This is a genomic window from Pseudomonas sp. M5A4_2d, assembly GCF_053345295.1.
Genome location: NZ_JBKEZW010000003.1, coordinates 283898 through 301017, shown reverse-complemented (window position 1 = coordinate 301017; position 17120 = coordinate 283898). Strand labels below are relative to the sequence as shown.

Sequence of the window (17120 nt, the reverse complement as noted above, 5' to 3'; positions counted from 1 at the left end):
AAAAAATTCAGGACCAGCGGCGGAAGATCAGCGAGGTGTTGACGCCGCCAAACGCAAAGTTGTTGTTCATCACGTAGTCGTGGTGCATCTCGCGAAAACCACCTTGCAGGTAATCCAGCTGGCCGCATTGCGGGTCGACGGTATCCAGGTTGAAGGTGTGTACGTACTGGTCGCGGTTCATCATTTCGATGCTGAACCAGGACTCCAGCGCCCCGCACGCGCCCAAGGTGTGGCCGAGGAAGCTTTTCTGCGAACTGATCGGCATACGGCTGCCGAACAAGCTGCTTGTTGCCAACGTCTCGGCGATATCGCCTTGATCGGTCGCGGTGCCATGGCCGTTGACGTAGCCGATGGCGGACGGCTCCAGCCCGGCATCTTCCAGGGCCAGCTCCATCGCGCGGCGCATGGTTTTCTGCTCCGGGCGGGTGGTGTGCTGGCCGTCGGCGTTGCTGCCGAAACCGACAATCTCGGCATGGATATGCGCGCCACGCGCGAGGGCGTGTTCCAGTTCTTCCAGCACCAGCATGCCGCCGCCTTCGCCTATCACCAGGCCATCACGGCCGCTGTCATAAGGGCGCGGGCTGGTTTGTGGGGCATCGTTTTTCAGGCTGGTAGCGTAGAGCGCGTCGAACACCATGGCTTCGGTGGGGCACAACTCTTCGGCGCCGCCCGCGAGCATCAACGGCAAGCGGCCGAACTTGATGGCCTCATAGGCATAGCCGATGCCCTGGCTGCCGCTGGTGCAGGCGCTGGACGTGGGAATCAAGCGCCCGGTGAGGCCAAAAAAGATGCTGATATTCGCCGCCGTAGTGTGCGGCATCATGCGCACATAAGAGTTGGCGTTCAGCCCTTCGGCCACCGAATTCAGCAGCATATTGCCGAACGCCTTGATCTCGTCGGTGCTGCCGGTGGACGAGCCGCAGGCCACGCCCATGCGCCCGTCCTTGATCGACTCGTCGCCGAGCAAACCGGCGTCCTGCAATGCCTGCTCCGCCGCCCACACCGCCAGGCGCGACACACGGCCCATGCTGCGCAGTTGCTTGCGTGTCCAGTGGGCGGGCACCACGAAATCGTCGATCGGCCCGGCCAGGCGCGTGTTCAATTCGGTGAAACGGTCCCACTCGTCCATGCGCCGAATGCCGCTGCGGTTGGCGCGAAAGTTGGCGGCGATGGTGTCCCAGTCGCTGCCCAGGGAGGTCATGCCGGCCATGCCGGTGACGACGACGCGTTTCATCAGCACAGGCCTCCATTCACGGCCAGGACCTGGCGGGTGATATAGCCGGCTTCGGCCGACATCAGGAAATTCACTGCGCCGGCGACTTCTTCCGGGGTGCCCATGCGCTGCGCAGGGATCATCTTCATCAGTTCTTCCACCGGCACGTTTTCATCGAGCATAGCGGTGTCGATCAAGCCGGGAGCCACACAGTTGACGGTGATCTTGCGCTTGCCCAGCTCGATGGCCAGGGCTTTGGCCGCACCAATCAAGCCGGCTTTCGAGGCGCTGTAGTTGACCTGGCCACGGTTGCCGATGAGCCCGGAAACCGAGGTAATGCAGACGATACGGCCCGCCGCGCGACGACGAATCATCGGCATCATCACCGGGTGCAAAACGTTATAGAAGCCATCCAGGTTGGTACGCATCACCACGTCCCAATCGTCTTCGGACAAGGCCGGGAACGCGCCGTCGCGGGTCAGGCCGGCATTGAGCACCACGCCGTAATAGGCGCCCTGTTGTTCCACATCGGCTTCAAGGATGGCTTTGCAACTGGCGCGGTCCGCCACATCAAATTGCAGCACCCGCGCGTTGCGGCCCAGGGCTTCGATCTCGACCTTCACCGCGTCGGCTTCAACGCGACCACTGCGGCAATGCAGCACGATGTCATGCCCGGCCTGGGCCAGGCGCAGGGCAATGGCGCGACCGATGCCACGGCTGGAGCCGGTGACCAGTACGGATTCAGTCATGGCGTTTCGTCCTTCGATTCATCTAAATAGTTGGCCGCCTGGGGCGGTCGAAATACGTTCAAGCGCGCGCTGGCCTGGATACCGTCGCCGGTGAGGTGGCATTCGAACACACCCATGCCGTTGTCGTCTTCCAGGGAGCGCAGGCCATGGATGCGCAGTTCGGCGCCGGCTGGGAAGCATTCCACGTTGCACTCGAACTTACGTGTGCCCAACAGGAAACCCAGTTCCACGGCTTCGCCTTTTTGGCGGGCGCGGCAACCGGCATAGGCGGCGACACTTTGCGCCATCAGCTCGATACCGACCCAGGCCGGCAGGCTGCCGTCCGGGCGGTTGAACAGGCCACCGGGCTTGACGGTGGTGCGGGTGTGAACTTGCTCTTCATCGAACGACAGCACCTGGTCGATCAGGATCATGTCGCCCGCGTGAGGCAGCAGTTCGGCGAGTGGCCAATCGATCATGGGGCCTCTCCGATAATCAGGCTGACGTTGTTGCCACCGAAGGCAAACGAGTTGCTCATCAGGCAGCGTTTTTTCAAGGTGTCGCCAGTGTGCGCCCATTGCAACGCGGGCAACGCCGGGTCGGCCTGGCCGTCCCACACGTGCGGCGGCACCCGGCCATGGGTCAGGCTCAGCCAGCAGAACGCCGCTTCCAGCGCGCCGGCCGCACCGAGGGTGTGGCCGCTCATGGGTTTGGTCGATGAGCAGGCAACACCATCGGGGAACAGGCTGGCGACAGCGAGGCTTTCCATAGCGTCGTTATGATGGGTCGCGGTGCCATGCAGGTTCAGGTAACCGATCTGCTCGGGCGCCAGTTTCGCGCTGGCCAAGGCCTTGCGCATGGCCAGCAGTGCGCCTTTGCCGGTGGGCTCGGGGGCGGAGATATGGTGCGCGTCGCAACTGGCACCGCTGCCCAGCAAGGCAATGGGCGCGGGCGCTTTGGTCATCAGAAACAGCACCGCTGCTTCGCCGATATTGATGCCATTGCGGTTCACCGAAAATGGATTGCAGCGTTCACTGGAGACGGCTTCAAGTGAGCTAAAACCGTTAAGCGTCAGCTTGCACAGGCTGTCGACACCGCCGCAGATCACCGCGTCGCACGCGCCCAGGTCCAGCAGGCGCTGGGCACTCATCAGCGCGCGGGCGCTGGAAGTGCAGGCGGTGGAAATCACATAAGCCGGGCCGCTCAATTGCAGCCAGTCGGCCAGGAAGTTCGCCGGGGCGCTGAGTTCCTGTTGCTGGTAGTCGTAGTCGCCGGGGAACTGCTGGTCGCGCAGGTAGTGCGCGATGCCACGGCTGGCTTCGTCGATGCCCGAGGTGCTGGTGCCAAGCACCACGCCGACGCGGGAGGCACCGTAGGTGTGGATCGCCTGGCGGATCTCAACCTCGATCTGCAACGCCGCTTCCAGCAGCAACTGGTTATTGCGGCTGCTTTGCTGGTTCAACTCAGCCGGGATACTCGCCAGTTCGCCATGCACACCCGCCACCGGCACCACACGCTCCGGCACCCAACCACTTTCGGCGCGCATGCCGGAACAGTCGCCGGCAAACAAGCTGCGGCTGACCTCGGACGGGTCGCGGCCCAGGGCGCAGATTACGCCGAGCGCGTTGAGATAAGCCGTCATCGGGCGACCCCAAGCGGCGTGATGCGGTAGCTCAAGGGTTGGCCCGTCATGTTCACGCTAAACACCTCGGAAGACTGGTACACGATTTGCCAGTGGCCCGGCAGCGTGCGTGTGAGGTCCCTCGCCTGGGCACTCGGGTAAAGCGTGTGCACGTCATCCGCCGAGGTCAGGGCAAACAGCAAGGCGGCAAACAGCTCGCGCGCCTGGGGATTGGGCGGCAGCAAGCCATCGGCCTGCCACTCGCCATTGATCAGCTTTTGCCGGGCCTGGGGAATGCCCAGCGGGTCCATCATCGACCAGCGAAGGGCAGCGCCTTCGCGCTGGATCACCAGCAGCCAGTCCTGGCTCTGGCCGCCCGCCCGGCGCTGCACGTGCAATTGCATGGGCAAGCTCAACACCGGCGTTCTCTCCGGAAGCGGGGGCTGGCTGGCGCAGGCGCTCAGCAGCAACAGGCAACCGATCAACAGCATGCGGATCATGCTGTGGCGCTCACTAAAGGTTTGCGTGCGACGCAGTTGACCAGGGTTTCTTCGCGCTGGCCCACCGGCGGCGGGTTACGCAGGCCCCAGCGCTCGAGCAGGCCAAAATCGCTCGAACGGCTCCACCACAAATACGGGTAGGAAACGTTCTGCGGGCTAAATTCAAAGCCCTGCTCGCGGAGCATCTCCAGGTATTCTTCGGCGCTTTTCTGTACGTGCATCGGGTGGCGGAACAACCAGCGAATTACCCAGGTGTCGATATACGCTTCGGTGGATTCGGCAAACAGCAAATAGCCGCCCGGCTTGAGCACGCGGTAGAACTCCTTCAGCGCGCGATGCTGTTCGACCAGATGGTGGAACGTCTGGTGGCAGAACAGGATATCGACGCTTTCGTCCGGTACCTCCAGGGTGGCGCAGTCGCTGCCGATCAACTCGATGGCCAGGCCTTGGCGTGCGGCTTCGGCCTTGCTCAGCTCCAGGCTGTGGAGGTCGGCATCCAGGCCGATCAGGCGCTTGGGCGCAAATGCGTGCTGCAACAGCTTGAAGGATTTGCCCTGGCCACACCCGGCGTCCAGCAACACTGGCGCCACGGGGAGCGGCTCGCTGAACAGGCCGCGCAGGTCGTTGATCGCTACGCGCAATACGTGGTGCTGCCACGTATGGCTGCGCAGGAACCAGAAGCCGAATTTGGTTTCTTCGACGTAGTTCTTACTTAAATACTGGCTGCTCATACCGGCTCACTCGCACAAATCTCCGACAGCATCCGCAACCGCCGCTTGGGCTCGCTGACAAACGGGTTGCGCTCATCCCACGCGTAACCGGCGAGGATTGCGCTGATCATCCGGCGAATCTCCGGCGAACTGCCCGGGTGGAAAATGACGTCCTGGAAGGTCCCGGCGTACCAGCCTTCGACGTAGCAGCGGAAGGTGTCGACACCGCGTTTCAGCGGTTCGGCAAACTCGGTTTGCCAGTCCACTGTTTCGCCCTTGAGTTGGCGATGCAGCAGCCCGGCGGCCAAGCTCGCCGAACGCATGGCGATGGTCACGCCAGAGGAGAACACCGGGTCGAGGAATTCCGCCGCATTGCCCAGCAGCGCAAAGCCCGGGCCGTGCAGGGTTTTGACGTTGGCCGAGTAGCCGCCGATGGTGCGCGCAGGCGTGTCCCAGACGGCGTTTTGCAGCACGCCGGACAGGCTTGGGGTTTCGTCGATAAACCCGCGCAGGCAGGCGTCGAGGTCGCCGTCGCGGCCGTCGAAATGCGTTTTGGCCGCGACCACACCCACCGAGCAACGGCCGTTGCTGAACGGGATGGTCCAGAACCAGATATCACGCTGGGTTGGGTGGGTGGTGACAAGAATTTTGCTGCGGTCGAAGCCAGGGTGGGCGATGTGGTCTTCAACGTGGGTGAACACCGCCTGGCGCACCGGGAAATTCGACGGTGCTTCAAGGTCCAGCAGGCGCGGCAGCACACGGCCGTAACCGCTGGCGTCGAGCACGAACTTGGCCTTGAGGTGGTATTCGCTGCCGTTCTCGCGGCGCACATGCAGGTAGCGGCTTTCGCCGGCGAAATCCACGCCGACGATGGTTTCGCCGTAGCGAATTTCCACGCCTTGCAAGGCGGCCTGGTCAGCCAGCAATTTGTCGAATTCGCCCCGCTGCACCTGGAAGGTGGTGGGCTTGCCGTTGCTGAACGTGTCACCGAAATCAAACGCGCTGTAGCGCTCGCCCCAGGCGAATGCGGCCCCGGTTTTTACCTGGAAACCCGCGGCCTGCACGGCGTCGAGCATGCCGGCTTCTTCGATAAAGTCGATGCAGTGCGACAACAGGCTTTCGCCAATCGAGAAGCGTGGGAAATGCTGGCGCTCGATAATCAATACATCATGCCCGTTGCGCTTTAACAGCGCAGCGGCGATAGCACCGGACGGGCCGGCACCGATCACCACCACCTGGCGACGTTCCATTTCAACTGTGGGCACGAGGGCTCCTTGCCACTTTGGCGATAATCACATTCATAAGGCGTGCTTCTGATGGCCGGCCCAAGGCGCCAGCATAAAGCTGAAAGCCAGGCCCAGGCTGACCGACAGGCCGAAATTACTCACGGCCGGTGTACTCGACACGGCCAACAGGCCAAACGACAACCAGGTCGTCAGCGCCGCCAGCAGCGTACCTAAAAGACTCACGGCGGCGCCGCCGATCTGCTCACGCATCAAGATCGCGTAGTCGACACTGATGGCGGTGACCAATAGCAGGCCGAACAGGCTGAACAGCGTCAACGGCTGGCCCAGCCAGCCCAGGCTCGCCAGGCTGCACAGCGCCGCGAGCAGTGGCAGGGCGACGATGCGCAAGGCACCACCAAAGCCGAACGGCAGGATCAGCAACACTACGATCAGCACGCATGACATCAATTTCAGTTCAGCCGCGCTGATCTGCGTGTCGGCGAACACCCGGTTCAAATCCCCCAGGCGATCCACCAGTTGCACGCCGGGCAAGTCCAGCGCCTGCACCCGCAGCAGCGCCGGGTTGTTCAAGCCTTGCAAGCTGACCATCGCGGCCACGCCGCCGTCTACCGGGCCGAGCCACAGCGTGCGCCACGGTTCTGCCAACGGCCCCACCAGCGCAGCGTCGATGTCTTCGGTGGGCAGTGCTTTCAGTTGCGCGACTTCAGCGTGCAGGGCGCTGGCGGGAACGCCGAGGTCCAGCAGCGGCTGCCAGTGTTGCGGGAGTTGGTCCAGCGCATCACGCAGTTGTTGCTGCTCGGCAGGCTGGCTGACCAGTTGGTTGAGCGCCAGGTAGCCTTGCAGCTTGTTCATGTTCACCAGTTGGTCCAGGCGTTTGCCCAAGCCGGCCTGGCGTTCCAGCAACTGTTGCTGGTTGTCTGCACGCACCAGGAAGAACTGGCTGGTGGGCTGGAACCCGGTGATGCGCGCCACGGCCTGGGCCTCTTGCAGCAGTTGCGGCGGGGCACCGATCCATTGGCGGATGTCGTTTTTGCTGTTCAGTTGCCACAGGCCACCGGCACAAAACACCAGCACCCACGCCAGCAAAAACGGGCTCGGTATGCGCTTGATCAAGGACGCGCGCAACAGCCACAGGCATTCGGCAATGCGCAGCGGCCATTGCGCCGGGCGCAGTTCGAGGCCCTTGAGCAGCGCGGGCAACAGGCACACGGCCGAGAGGTAGGCACCGACTAAGCCGGCAGCCGAGAACACCGCGATTTGCGTCAGCGCCGGAAAGGGCGTCCAGGCCAGCGCCAGGTAGCCGATGCAACTGGTCGCCAGGCTCAGGCTCAGCCCCGGCAGGGTCAGGCGCAAGGCCGGCCAACTGCGCCACGGCTGCAGGCTCCAGCTTTTCGACAGGTAGTGCAGCGGGTAATCCACCGCCACGCCGATCAAGCTGGAGCCGAGTACCAGTGTCATTACATGCATATGGCCGAACAGCGCCACACAGGCCACCGCGCCAAACAGCATGCCGACCAGCACCGGCACAAAGGCCAGCAGCACGCGCCAGCGGCGGAACGCCAAGAGCAACAGCAGCAGAATGCCAAGGGTCGCGCCACCGCCGACCCAGGTAATTTCGCGGGTGGCCTGCTGCTGCCCGTTGGCCGCATAGAGCAAGCCGCTGGCGGCGAGCAATTGCGCGCCTTGCTCGCTGGCCTGCGCGCGGCTGGCCTTGAGCAAATCCGCCACTTGCAGCGGCAGTTTCATATCAAAGGCATTGCCGGTGGTGCGCGCACGCAGCAGCACCCAGCTTTTGCCATCGGCGTCGGCAATCAACGCGCCGCTGCCGATATCCAGTTGTACCGAACCGTGTTGCGGCTGGCTGTTCTGGATGCGCCCGGTGAGGCCAAGCCAGTCGTCCTGGCTCGGCACCAGGCTGAACCCGGTGAAAGGGTCGAACAGCGCTTGCACGCGTTGCTGGATAAACGCGTCGGGGTGCTCGATCAGTTGTTCGCGGTCTTTGGCCGAGAGCATCGCCAGTCGCCCGCGCAGCAATTGCTCACGCAGCGCCGGCAAGTCGGCTTGCAGGTTCCACTGCACCTTTTCAAACAGGCCGCTGGCTTGCCAACGCTCGCCCAGTTGTTGTGCCACGGCCACCGCTTGCTGGCGGTCGGTATGCCCCACCAGCACCAGCATTTCGCGGTTCAAGGGCTCTTGCATGCGCTGCTCGGCTTTCAGCTCGAGGGCGTCCGGCGTGTTGCCGGGCACCAGCTCCATCAAGTTGGCCGACAGCGGCGCGCCATGCCGCCATTGCCAGCCGGCCAGGGCCAGCACGGCCACCAGCAGGATCAGGAACAGGCGCGGCAGCAGGCGCTCACTGGGCAAAGTCGTGTTGCTCCGATTCGCTCAACGGCTGGCTGGCTGAGCTGTCCTGCATGCGCAGCACGGTGCTGTCGCCTTGGGTTTCCAGCAATTCGATGGTGTTAACCAGCTCGCCACCGTCGATATTGATCTGGGTGAAGACCTGCTTGAGCAGCAGTGAACGTGGGGTCAGCGTCAGCTTCCACTGGTTGGCTGCGCCTTGCAGTTGCAGTTCGAAGTCGCGCTGCAAGCCGCTGCTGTCGCCCTGGAGCACGGCGAGGAACAGGCGATTCTGCTCGGCGCCGGCGCTCTTGTTCGGCAGCAGTTGCCAGCCGTTGGCGTCACGTCGGGCAATGCCCTGGGCGCTGATGCGGTAATCCTGTTGCAGCGGGGTTTTCAGCAACCAGAGCAGGCCGTGGTCTTTGGCGAGCACGAAGGAGCCCTTGCTGACCAGTGGCTGGGGCAGGGCGCGCAGGTGTTTTTCCTGGATAAAGCTGCCGTGGATCACGGACGGTTTTGCCAACTGATCGCTTAGCTGCTGCAGGTCGAAGGCGTGGGCGCTGAGACTGAGCAACAATCCGGCCCCTGTGGGAGCGAGCTTGCTCGCGAAGAACCTGAGGGCGCTGCGCAGTGTCAGGCGCCCGGCGTTATCGTTAACGTCCATCGCGGGCAAGCCCGCTCCCACAGGAGGTCTCATTTCAGGGCCCTTTCGACGGCGTCGGTGAATGGTTTGGGCGAGGCCAATTGCATCTCGCGGCTGGCAATTTCCACCGCGACTTGCACGGTGCTTGCACGGGTCAGGCGTTCGCCGCTGGCGAGGTCGGTGATCAGGTAGTTGACCTTCAAACGGTTCTCCCATTCCACCAGGCTGGCGCGCACATTGATCGTCTGGCCAAAGGTGGCGCCGCGCACGTAGCGCAGCTGCATGTCGATCACCGGCCAGGCGTAACCCGACTCGAGCATCGCCGTGTAGTTGTGGCCGATCATGTCCAGCAGCGCGCAGCGCGCCACTTCCAGGTACTTCACGTAATGCCCGTGCCACACCACATTCATGGTGTCGATATCGAAAAACGGCACGAGGATCTCGGTGTCGCAATGCAACACGCCCTGGCTACGCATGCAGCCTCCAGTGTTGCTCGGCAATACGTTTAAGGCACAGGCGCAGTTCGCCTTCCAGTGCACGGTCTTCGATGACCGGCGGGAAGTCCTTGGCCAGTTCTTCATGCATGGCGGCCAAGGCAGGCGGCAGCGCGCGTGCATCGTCAGCCTGGGCGCGCAGCCACACGCCCTGATTGGCGGCAAGCAGCGTCGCGGCGGCGACCTGCTCGGTCAGCTCCAGCACGCGGATTGCATCGCGGGCGGCGATGGTGCCCATGCTCACCTTGTCCTGGTTATGGCACTCGGTAGAGCGCGAGAACACGCTGGCCGGCATAGTGTTTTTCAGCGCTTCGGCGGTCCAGGCGCTGGTGCCGATCTGCACAGCCTTGAAACCGTGATTGATCATCGCGCGGTCGGCCGTGGCACCGGACAGGTTGCTCGGCAGGCCGTGGTTGTAACGCACGTCCACCAGCAGTGCGAGCTGGCGGTCGAGCAGGTCGGCAACGTTGGCCACCAGGGTCTTGAGGCTGTCCATGGCGAAGGCGATATGCCCGCCGTAGAAGTGCCCGCCGTGCAGCACGCGTTCTTCTTCGGCGTCGATGATCGGGTTGTCGTTGGCGCTGTTCAGTTCGATTTCGATAAACGAGCGCAGCCAGTTCAGGCTGTCGGCCAGCACGCCAAGCACGTGGGGCGCGCAGCGCAACGAATAACGATCCTGCAGGCGGTGCAGCGGCGCGGTCGGCGCATCAATCGCCAGGTCCTTGCGCAACCAGGCGGCGACTTGCATCTGCCCCGGGTGCGGCTTGGCGGCGAACAGGCGCTCGTCGAAGTGTTCCGGGTTGCCTTGCAGCGCCACCACGTTCAACGCGGTGATGCGTGTGGCCAGTTGCAGCAGGTAGTCGGCACGGGCGAAGGCCAGGCAGGCGAGGCCGGTCATTACGGCGGTGCCGTTCATCAATGCCAGGGCTTCCTTGGGGCGCAATACCAGCGGCTCCCAGCCCAATTCGCGGTGTACGTCAGCGGCCTGGCGACGTTCACCTCGGAACATCACTTCGCGCTCGCCGGACAGGGTCGCGGCGACGTAGGACAGCGGGGTCAGATCACCGCTGGCGCCCACCGAGCCTTCTTCCGGGATCAGCGGCAGTACGTCGTGTTCAAGGAATGCGTGCAGACGCTCCAGCAACTCCACACGCACACCGGAAACACCGTGGCATAACGACTGTAAACGTGCCGCCAGCACGGCTCGCGTGGCTTGGGCGTCCAGTAACTTGCCCAGCCCGCAACCGTGGAATGTGTAGAGGTGACGCGGCAAAGCCTCGACATGCTGCAACGGCACCGCCACCACGCAGGAGTCGCCGTAGCCGGTGGTCACGCCGTAGATCACGCCTTCCTTGTCCAGCAACGAGTCGAGAAACTGCGCGCCCTTGGCAATGCGCTGGCGATAGGCGGCATCATCCTGCAATTGCGTGGGCACCTGACGGTTAGCCAGGGCCAATACGTCTTCAATGCGCAAAGCGTGTTCGCCAAAGGTTACCGGCTCAAGATGCGTCGTCATCGGTCTTCCAGAAAGGGTAAAAGTTGAACCACTGTTGGGGCGCTTCCAGGCAGAACTGGCCCAGGCGCGCGGCGTAGCGCGCGGTCCACAGGGCAATCACCTGCTCGCGGGTGCTGCGCTTCCATTCGATCAATAGGGTGAACGGCTCGATGGTCAGGCGATAGCGGCCGTTGTGTTTCAGGCACATCAGCAGGTTGACCGGGCATTTCAACAGGCCGGCCAGCAGCCACGGGCCTTGGGGGAACGCGGCGTCATGGCCGAGAAAATCCACGCGGACCTTGCGCCCACCGTGCAGCGGCACGCGGTCGCCGGCAATCGCCAGCCACTCGCCGTCGTCCAGGCGCTGGCTGAGCAGCAGCATGGTCGCGGGGTCCAGCTCGCTGACCTGGATCAGGCGCAAATGGGTTGCCCCGGCTTCGCCCAGCAGACGGTTGAAGCGTTCTGCGTGCTTGGTGTGCACCAGCACGTTCATGGTGACTTGTTCACCGATCTCGGCCAGCGCACGGCACACTTCGAGGTTGCCCAGGTGCGCGCCCACGAGCATCTGCCCGCGCTCGCCGCGCAGTTGCCCACGCAATTGCGCGGGGTCGTTGATTTCAATCTGTTCGATGCGCAGCTTGCCATTCCACAAGTCGAGCTTGTCGAGCAAGGAGTCGGCGAACGCCATGAACTGCCCGAATACACGTTTGTGGGTGGGCCGCAACGCATCGCGCCCGCTCCAGTCGGCCAGGCGCTGCTGGTATTCCCAGGCACTCTGACGTGCCGTGCGGCCGAACAGGAAGAAGTACAGCACGATGCCGTACAGCACCGGGCTTAACAGGCGGCGGCCGAGCACCTTGGCGGCGACGGCGGTGAGTTTCATCAGCCAGAAGCTGCCACGCTCTTCACGGTCGGCCCAGTGTTTGCTGCTGTCGCTCATGCCTGCCACCGTCGCCACAGGATCATCGGCGCGCGCACCAGCATGCCGAAGAACAGCCGCGTGTGCATGGCTGAGATACGTACGTTGTCGCGGAACAGGCGAAAGTGCGACAAGCCGTCGGCGGGGTAATGCACTTTGGTCGGCAGCCAGCGCATCGGCTGGTTGCGCCAGGCCAGGCGCACCAGGATGTCCGAGTCGAAATCCATGCGCGTACCGATGTAGGCCGAGTCCATCAACGCCAGGGTGGGCGCCAGCGGGTACACGCGAAAGCCGCACATCGAGTCGCGAATCTGCAGCGACAAGGTATTGATCCACACCCATACGTGGGTCAGGTAACGTGCGTACAGGCGGCCCTTGGGCACGCTCTCGTCGTATTCCGGATAGCCGCAGATCACGGCGTCCGGGTGCATGCGGGAGGTGTCGAGGAAGCACTCGACTTCGCGCAGGTCGTGCTGGCCGTCGGCATCCACTTGCAGGGCGTGCGTGAAGCCCAGGCGCGCAGCTTCGCGGAAACCGGCCATGACCGCGCCGCCCTTGCCTTGATTGTTCGGCAGGGTCAGCAAGGTGACGTTTTCAAGCGTCGCCAATTGCGCCAATACCGCTGCGCAGGCCGGGCTGCTGCCGTCGTCGATCAGCAGGCACGGCAGGCCGCTGTTCAACAGGCTGTGAACCACGGCGGGTACGGCGGCTTCATGGTTGTAGACCGGGATCAGGGCGCAGGGGTTATGCATGCGCGGTCACCAGTTGAATCCGGCCGCTGGAGCAGGCTGCGACGCCGTTGCGGTAGGCGAAGTACAGCTTGCCGCGTTCCGGGTCGAAGCGCAGGTGTAACTCAACTTGATCGCCGGGGCGCACCAGTTGCTGGAACTTGAGCACTTCCATGCCGGCAAAGGTGGCGGGCAGGTCGAGCAGTTGCTGGCCGAGGTTGAACGCCCACTCCACTTGCACCACGCCTGGCAGCACCGGTGTGACGGGGAAGTGGCCGCTGAAGTAGGCCAGGTCCGGCGGAATGTTCAGATGCACGGTCCATTCGCCATTGGCTTGGACTTGCTCCAGCACTTCCGGCGCTTTTGGCCGTGGCGCCAGCAGCAGCGCGGCGACGTCGGCCTGGGGCAGTTTGCCTTGGGCATTGAGCGGCAACTGGCGCAGCAAACGCCAGCGGCGGGGCAGGGCCAGCGCTTCGCAATGTTGGCTCAGGTGCTGGCGCAAGGTTTGAGTGACGGTGCGGCGGCCCTGGTTGCGCAGGGCATGCAAGCCTTCGGCACTGAGCACCACCAGCGCGCCGAGTGATGCGCGGTTTTCCTGCACCACGCCCAGCCGGGTGTCGGCGACCCAGTCATGGGCCATCAGCGCCTGTTCCAGCATGGGCAGCGAGATGCGTTTTTCTTCCAGTTTGACGATACGGTCCAGACGCCCCAGCAGCTCGAAACGGCCATCGGAATGGATGCGCGCAGCGTCGGCAGTTTGTTCGATATGCCCGGCGGGCAGGTACGGTGAGGCGATGCGCAGGGCGCCGTCGGCGTCCTGGCTCAGTTGCACGTCGGCAAACGGCTGCCAGGGTTGTGCACCCTGGCGCCAGGCGATGCCGCCGGTTTCGGAGCTGCCGAGGATTTCCGTCGGCCATTGCTGCAAGCGGTCGTACAGACTGCCGGCAGCCTCCACGGGCAACGCGCCGCCAGAAGAGAAGACACGCGACACCTGGCTCAGCGCGGGCCAGTCGAGGTTATCGCCCATGCGCTTGAGCAACGCCGGGCTGGCGACCCAGGCGAACTGTGGGTGCTCACGGCTGGCGCGCTGCATGTCTTCGGGGAAGGCCAGTTGTTTGCGCACAAAGGTGCGACCGGCGCACAGCGGCCACAGCACGCGGAACAGCAAGCCGTAAATGTGCTGGGTGGCGACGCTGCCGATGATGCAGGCGTCTTTGAGGTCCGCGCCCCACAGGTCTTCCAGGGCCTCGACTTCATTGGCCAGCTGGCGCAGGGTCTTGTCGATACGCTTGGGCTCGCCGCTTGAGCCAGAGGTGCACAGGCTGAGCTGGCAAGTATCCAGGTCGAGCGCGGCAGGGCTCAATGGCACTTGATACAACGCATCGAGATCGGCGGCGTCAACCAGCCAGGCGTCTACGGCACCGTCCCAGCGTTGGCGGGTCTGGGGTTGCAGGTCGGCGGGCAGCAGCACGCTGACCCCGGCTCGCCACGCGCCCAGCAGGGCAATCGCCAGATGGCCGGCATCTTCAAGGTGCACCGCCAAACGCTGGATACCCCGCGCTTGCAGGCCCGCCGCCAGGCTCAGGGATTGGGCCCACAGTTGGGCGTGATTCATCGCAGGTTCGGTGGTGACCGACCGTTGTTCCAGCGGCTCAAGCAGCAAGTGCTCAAGTTTCAACCCATTCATACGCGGCCTCGAACCCTTTGTCGTACCAGCCATTCCACGGCAAACAACAGCCCCATCAGCCCGTAGGCGATCAGCCCGTTGTACAACGTCCACCAGCTCAGCGGCGCCCACAGGGTGAGGGCGGCGGCGAGCAGGCCATTACACAGAAAAAACACACTCCATACCACGGTGACCCGGCGGGTATACACAACCGCTTCAGGCGGCAGCTGCGGCTCGGTCATGCGCGCCAGGCGTTCGACCATCGGCGGGCCATATTTCAGGCTCAGGCCAAACAGCGCCAGCATGAACGCGCTGACCAGGCTCGGGTACCAGCGCAGCAGGCGCGGGTTGTCGAACCAGGCCAGCAGCAGGCAGAACAGGATCACCGCCACGGCCATCCAGCGGCTGCCGGGGCGGCGCGCTCCGGTCAGCGCACGCAACAGCCACAGGCTGCCCAGCAGCAGGCCGAATTGCCACGGCGCAAAGTGTTCGGTGCCGTAATACACCGCAAAGGGGTACAGCAGCCCCGCCAGCAACAGGCCAAGGCCGATCAGGCGTCTCATGCGGCTGGACTGACCAGACGGTACACCGCCTCAACCACGTCATCGACGGTGCGCACCGCCTTGAATTCTTCGGCGGCGATCTTCTTGCCGGTCTGGCGCTTGATATGGTCGATCAGGTCCACGGCATCGATGCTGTCGATTTCCAGGTCCTGGTAGAGGTTCGCGTCGAGGGTGACGCGTTCCGGCGGCAATTCAAACAGTTCCACCATGGCGTTGCGCAGGGTGTTGAAAATATCGTCACGAGTTTGCATGGTCCGGTCTCAAGCTGCCTGTCTGGCCGTGACGAACGCCGCAAGGCTGGCCACGTTGGTGAAGTGATTGCGGGTGTCCTTGGCGTCGGCATCGATCTTGATGCCGTACTTTTTCTGAATCGCCAGGCCCAATTCCAGGGCGTCGACTGAATCCAGGCCCAGGCCTTCGCCGAACAGGGTTTGTTCGCTGCCGATGTCGTCGACGCTGATGTCTTCCAGGCCCAGGGCCTCGATGATCAGTGTCTTTATGTCGTGCTCAAGGCTGTGTTGGTCGCTCATCTTCGGCGAGCTCCTTAATGAAATAGTCATGCAGGTAATCGTTGAGCTTGCGTGAAGCCTGGGGCGCAGGCCCAAGTGCGGCAAACGCTTGTGGTTCTATATCGGCACCCACCCGCAAACTGAAGTGCACGCGGCATTTGGGGATGCGATACCAGGGTTCGGCCTTGGTCAGGGTGCTGGGGCTGACCTTGATCACCACGGGGGTGATGATTGTCGCACCGCGCAGCGCAATGGCGGCGCCCCCGCGATGAAAGGCGGGCACCGCGCCGGGTGAAGTGCGGGTGCCTTCGGGAAAGATGATCAGTGTCTGGCCTTCGCGCAGGGCATCGGCGGCGGCATCAAGCATTTCGGCGCTGCCGTCGTTGCTGATATAGCTGGCATCACGCACCGGCCCACGGGTAAAGGGGTTTTGCCACAGGCTCTGCTTGACCACGCAGTTGGCCTGGCGCACCAGGCCGATCAAAAACACCACGTCGATCAGCGACGGGTGGTTGGCAATGATCATCTGGCCGGGGCGCCCGAGTTTTTCCGCGCCTTCGACGCTGTACGTCAGCACGCCGGCGCGTTGCATCAGGCGAATAAAGAACCAGAACAGCTTGCTGATGGTGTGACGGGCACGGCGCTGGTGTTTTTCAGCGCTGCCCGGCAGGCAGCCGAGCAAAGGAAAAACCAGCAGACGCAGGCACAGCCCGCCGACGCCGAACAGGAAGAAGCTGGCGGCGGTGGCGAACAGGCGCCAGTAATAGGCGTCCCGTGGCTTGTCGGTCATGGCTGGCGTTGCCAGTTCCATACGCGGTTCTTCCAGGCATGTTGGCAGGCGGCCCGTTCAGTGAGCAGGGTGCGCAGCAGGTTCAGGGCATGAGGCCACTGGTTTTGAGTGAGTTGGACAGCGCCGCTGTTTAGTTCCAATCGCCACTCGTCGCCCGGTGTCAGCAGCAGGCCGAGTGCATAGGGGAAGGGCACGTCAACGATCCAGCTGGCGTAGGCCTCGGGCGGTTGTTCTTCGGTAATCACCAGCAATACTGCGGGGGCGCCTTCGTTGAGCAGCGCGGCCGCTTCGAGCATGCCGTGTTCCAGTCCATCGCCGGCAGCGGCGAGGGCGGTCATTTCGCTGGTTTCATTGCGCAGGATCGACCACAGGCCAATCACCGCGTTATGCACCGACAGGCTGAACTGGGTGGGCGACAGCGGCTGCTCGTTGGCCAGGTCGCTGAGGATGTCGAGGGTGCGCGGGGTTTCGCCGTGCCGGGAGATAAACACCAGCGGCAGGTCTTGCAGGCCCTCGGCCAGCGGCCAGCCCACGCTGAACGCCATGCGCGCCAGTCGGCTCAGGCGGCGGCGCTGCATGGCGGGCAGGAATGACACATCGGGGGACGCATCGCTTGCGGGCAGCATCACGGGCGCCTGGCACCAGGCGTGCCAGTCGTGCGCAGTCTCCAGGCCAGGAGCCCAGGCGCGCCATTGGGCGATATTGAAAGTGATCACTGAGAAGTTATCCCGCCCCTGCGGGCTTCCATGTGCGGCCGTTGGCCCCGAATACCGGGACAGGGAACAATGACCGAATGGCGCGCATTATCCCGGTGCTGCGGGGTTCTAGCAAACTTTGGTAAATAATTGTTCACGGCTTATTACAATTTTCTGGAAAGGATTTACACATTGTCCTTTACCTCAGGCCAACAGGATTGTCGGACTATTCCTTTTAATGTGTCGGGGGGCGGGAGAA

General features: G+C 63.4%; 19 protein-coding genes. All 19 read right to left on the bottom strand.

Annotation, left to right across the window (positions count from 1 at the left end; translation table 11 throughout):
• Positions 1–7 precede the first annotated feature (7 nt).
• The 19 genes from ACLBW8_RS11875 to ACLBW8_RS11785 are packed head-to-tail and all read right to left on the bottom strand — an operon-like array spanning position 8 to position 16882.
• On the bottom strand, positions 8–1234 hold the full coding sequence (locus ACLBW8_RS11875) for a beta-ketoacyl-ACP synthase (protein ID WP_447805430.1): 1227 nt from the start codon (positions 1232–1234) through the stop codon (positions 8–10).
• Positions 1234–1962 carry a 3-oxoacyl-ACP reductase FabG gene (fabG, locus tag ACLBW8_RS11870; protein WP_447805429.1) on the bottom strand — a complete coding sequence of 243 codons (729 nt, stop codon included), beginning with the start codon at positions 1960–1962 and terminating at the stop codon, positions 1234–1236. Before fabG ends, ACLBW8_RS11875 begins: the two co-directional genes overlap by 1 nt.
• On the bottom strand, positions 1959–2420 hold the full coding sequence (locus ACLBW8_RS11865) for an ApeP family dehydratase (RefSeq protein ID WP_064450319.1): 462 nt from the start codon (positions 2418–2420) through the stop codon (positions 1959–1961). Before ACLBW8_RS11865 ends, fabG begins: the two co-directional genes overlap by 4 nt.
• Positions 2417–3583, bottom strand: coding sequence for a beta-ketoacyl-[acyl-carrier-protein] synthase family protein (locus ACLBW8_RS11860; protein WP_447805428.1), 1167 nt, complete (start codon positions 3581–3583; stop codon positions 2417–2419). The genes ACLBW8_RS11865 and ACLBW8_RS11860 overlap by 4 nt, the downstream gene beginning before the upstream one ends.
• On the bottom strand, positions 3580–4062 hold the full coding sequence (locus ACLBW8_RS11855; RefSeq protein WP_064450321.1) for a hypothetical protein: 483 nt from the start codon (positions 4060–4062) through the stop codon (positions 3580–3582). Before ACLBW8_RS11855 ends, ACLBW8_RS11860 begins: the two co-directional genes overlap by 4 nt.
• The gene (locus ACLBW8_RS11850) at positions 4059–4793 is read right to left on the bottom strand and encodes a class I SAM-dependent methyltransferase (RefSeq protein WP_447805427.1); all 735 of its coding nucleotides are present in this window, start codon (positions 4791–4793) and stop codon (positions 4059–4061) included. The genes ACLBW8_RS11855 and ACLBW8_RS11850 overlap by 4 nt, the downstream gene beginning before the upstream one ends.
• Complete coding sequence (locus ACLBW8_RS11845) at positions 4790–6037, bottom strand: NAD(P)/FAD-dependent oxidoreductase (protein WP_447805426.1); 1248 nt, start codon at positions 6035–6037, stop codon at positions 4790–4792. Before ACLBW8_RS11845 ends, ACLBW8_RS11850 begins: the two co-directional genes overlap by 4 nt.
• 33 nt (positions 6038–6070) lie before the next feature.
• On the bottom strand, positions 6071–8383 hold the full coding sequence (locus ACLBW8_RS11840) for an MMPL family transporter (RefSeq protein ID WP_407015909.1): 2313 nt from the start codon (positions 8381–8383) through the stop codon (positions 6071–6073).
• Entirely contained in the window at positions 8373–9023 is a 651-nt protein-coding gene (locus ACLBW8_RS11835; RefSeq protein WP_447805425.1) for an outer membrane lipoprotein carrier protein LolA, read from the bottom strand. Before ACLBW8_RS11835 ends, ACLBW8_RS11840 begins: the two co-directional genes overlap by 11 nt.
• A 29-nt stretch (positions 9024–9052) precedes the next feature.
• Positions 9053–9478 carry an acyl-CoA thioesterase gene (locus tag ACLBW8_RS11830; protein WP_064450326.1) on the bottom strand — a complete coding sequence of 142 codons (426 nt, stop codon included), beginning with the start codon at positions 9476–9478 and terminating at the stop codon, positions 9053–9055.
• Complete coding sequence (locus ACLBW8_RS11825; protein WP_447805424.1) at positions 9471–11012, bottom strand: HAL/PAL/TAL family ammonia-lyase; 1542 nt, start codon at positions 11010–11012, stop codon at positions 9471–9473. Before ACLBW8_RS11825 ends, ACLBW8_RS11830 begins: the two co-directional genes overlap by 8 nt.
• On the bottom strand, positions 10996–11931 hold the full coding sequence (locus ACLBW8_RS11820) for an LpxL/LpxP family acyltransferase (RefSeq protein ID WP_447805423.1): 936 nt from the start codon (positions 11929–11931) through the stop codon (positions 10996–10998). The genes ACLBW8_RS11825 and ACLBW8_RS11820 overlap by 17 nt, the downstream gene beginning before the upstream one ends.
• Entirely contained in the window at positions 11928–12662 is a 735-nt protein-coding gene (locus tag ACLBW8_RS11815; protein ID WP_447805422.1) for a glycosyltransferase family 2 protein, read from the bottom strand. Before ACLBW8_RS11815 ends, ACLBW8_RS11820 begins: the two co-directional genes overlap by 4 nt.
• A complete protein-coding gene (locus ACLBW8_RS11810; RefSeq protein WP_447805421.1) occupies positions 12655–14325 on the bottom strand; it encodes an ApeI family dehydratase in 1671 nt (556 codons plus the stop codon). Before ACLBW8_RS11810 ends, ACLBW8_RS11815 begins: the two co-directional genes overlap by 8 nt.
• Entirely contained in the window at positions 14322–14867 is a 546-nt protein-coding gene (locus ACLBW8_RS11805; RefSeq protein WP_407015907.1) for a COG4648 family protein, read from the bottom strand. The genes ACLBW8_RS11810 and ACLBW8_RS11805 overlap by 4 nt, the downstream gene beginning before the upstream one ends.
• On the bottom strand, positions 14864–15118 hold the full coding sequence (locus ACLBW8_RS11800) for an acyl carrier protein (RefSeq protein WP_064450332.1): 255 nt from the start codon (positions 15116–15118) through the stop codon (positions 14864–14866). The genes ACLBW8_RS11805 and ACLBW8_RS11800 overlap by 4 nt, the downstream gene beginning before the upstream one ends.
• A gap of 9 nt (positions 15119–15127) precedes the next feature.
• Complete coding sequence (locus tag ACLBW8_RS11795) at positions 15128–15397, bottom strand: phosphopantetheine-binding protein (protein WP_064450333.1); 270 nt, start codon at positions 15395–15397, stop codon at positions 15128–15130.
• Complete coding sequence (locus tag ACLBW8_RS11790; protein WP_447805420.1) at positions 15375–16187, bottom strand: lysophospholipid acyltransferase family protein; 813 nt, start codon at positions 16185–16187, stop codon at positions 15375–15377. Before ACLBW8_RS11790 ends, ACLBW8_RS11795 begins: the two co-directional genes overlap by 23 nt.
• Positions 16163–16882 (bottom strand): beta-ketoacyl synthase chain length factor, encoded by a 720-nt coding sequence (locus ACLBW8_RS11785; RefSeq protein WP_447805419.1) that lies wholly within the window; start codon positions 16880–16882, stop codon positions 16163–16165. The genes ACLBW8_RS11790 and ACLBW8_RS11785 overlap by 25 nt, the downstream gene beginning before the upstream one ends.
• Positions 16883–17120 lie beyond the last annotated feature (238 nt).

What these genes read in the sequence shown, in the direction of transcription:
- ACLBW8_RS11875 (WP_447805430.1), bottom strand. Translation starts at nt 1,234, where the DNA reads ATGAAACGCGTCGTCGTCACCGGCATGGCCGGCATGACCTCCCTGGGC.
- fabG (WP_447805429.1), bottom strand. Translation starts at nt 1,962, where the DNA reads ATGACTGAATCCGTACTGGTCACCGGCTCCAGCCGTGGCATCGGTCGC.
- ACLBW8_RS11865 (WP_064450319.1), bottom strand. Translation starts at nt 2,420, where the DNA reads ATGATCGATTGGCCACTCGCCGAACTGCTGCCTCACGCGGGCGACATG.
- ACLBW8_RS11860 (WP_447805428.1), bottom strand. Translation starts at nt 3,583, where the DNA reads ATGACGGCTTATCTCAACGCGCTCGGCGTAATCTGCGCCCTGGGCCGC.
- ACLBW8_RS11855 (WP_064450321.1), bottom strand. Translation starts at nt 4,062, where the DNA reads ATGATCCGCATGCTGTTGATCGGTTGCCTGTTGCTGCTGAGCGCCTGC.
- ACLBW8_RS11850 (WP_447805427.1), bottom strand. Translation starts at nt 4,793, where the DNA reads ATGAGCAGCCAGTATTTAAGTAAGAACTACGTCGAAGAAACCAAATTC.
- ACLBW8_RS11835 (WP_447805425.1), bottom strand. Translation starts at nt 9,023, where the DNA reads ATGGACGTTAACGATAACGCCGGGCGCCTGACACTGCGCAGCGCCCTC.
- ACLBW8_RS11830 (WP_064450326.1), bottom strand. Translation starts at nt 9,478, where the DNA reads ATGCGTAGCCAGGGCGTGTTGCATTGCGACACCGAGATCCTCGTGCCG.
- ACLBW8_RS11825 (WP_447805424.1), bottom strand. Translation starts at nt 11,012, where the DNA reads ATGACGACGCATCTTGAGCCGGTAACCTTTGGCGAACACGCTTTGCGC.
- ACLBW8_RS11820 (WP_447805423.1), bottom strand. Translation starts at nt 11,931, where the DNA reads ATGAGCGACAGCAGCAAACACTGGGCCGACCGTGAAGAGCGTGGCAGC.
- ACLBW8_RS11815 (WP_447805422.1), bottom strand. Translation starts at nt 12,662, where the DNA reads ATGCATAACCCCTGCGCCCTGATCCCGGTCTACAACCATGAAGCCGCC.
- ACLBW8_RS11810 (WP_447805421.1), bottom strand. Translation starts at nt 14,325, where the DNA reads ATGAATGGGTTGAAACTTGAGCACTTGCTGCTTGAGCCGCTGGAACAA.
- ACLBW8_RS11805 (WP_407015907.1), bottom strand. Translation starts at nt 14,867, where the DNA reads ATGAGACGCCTGATCGGCCTTGGCCTGTTGCTGGCGGGGCTGCTGTAC.
- ACLBW8_RS11800 (WP_064450332.1), bottom strand. Translation starts at nt 15,118, where the DNA reads ATGCAAACTCGTGACGATATTTTCAACACCCTGCGCAACGCCATGGTG.
- ACLBW8_RS11795 (WP_064450333.1), bottom strand. Translation starts at nt 15,397, where the DNA reads ATGAGCGACCAACACAGCCTTGAGCACGACATAAAGACACTGATCATC.
- ACLBW8_RS11790 (WP_447805420.1), bottom strand. Translation starts at nt 16,187, where the DNA reads ATGGAACTGGCAACGCCAGCCATGACCGACAAGCCACGGGACGCCTAT.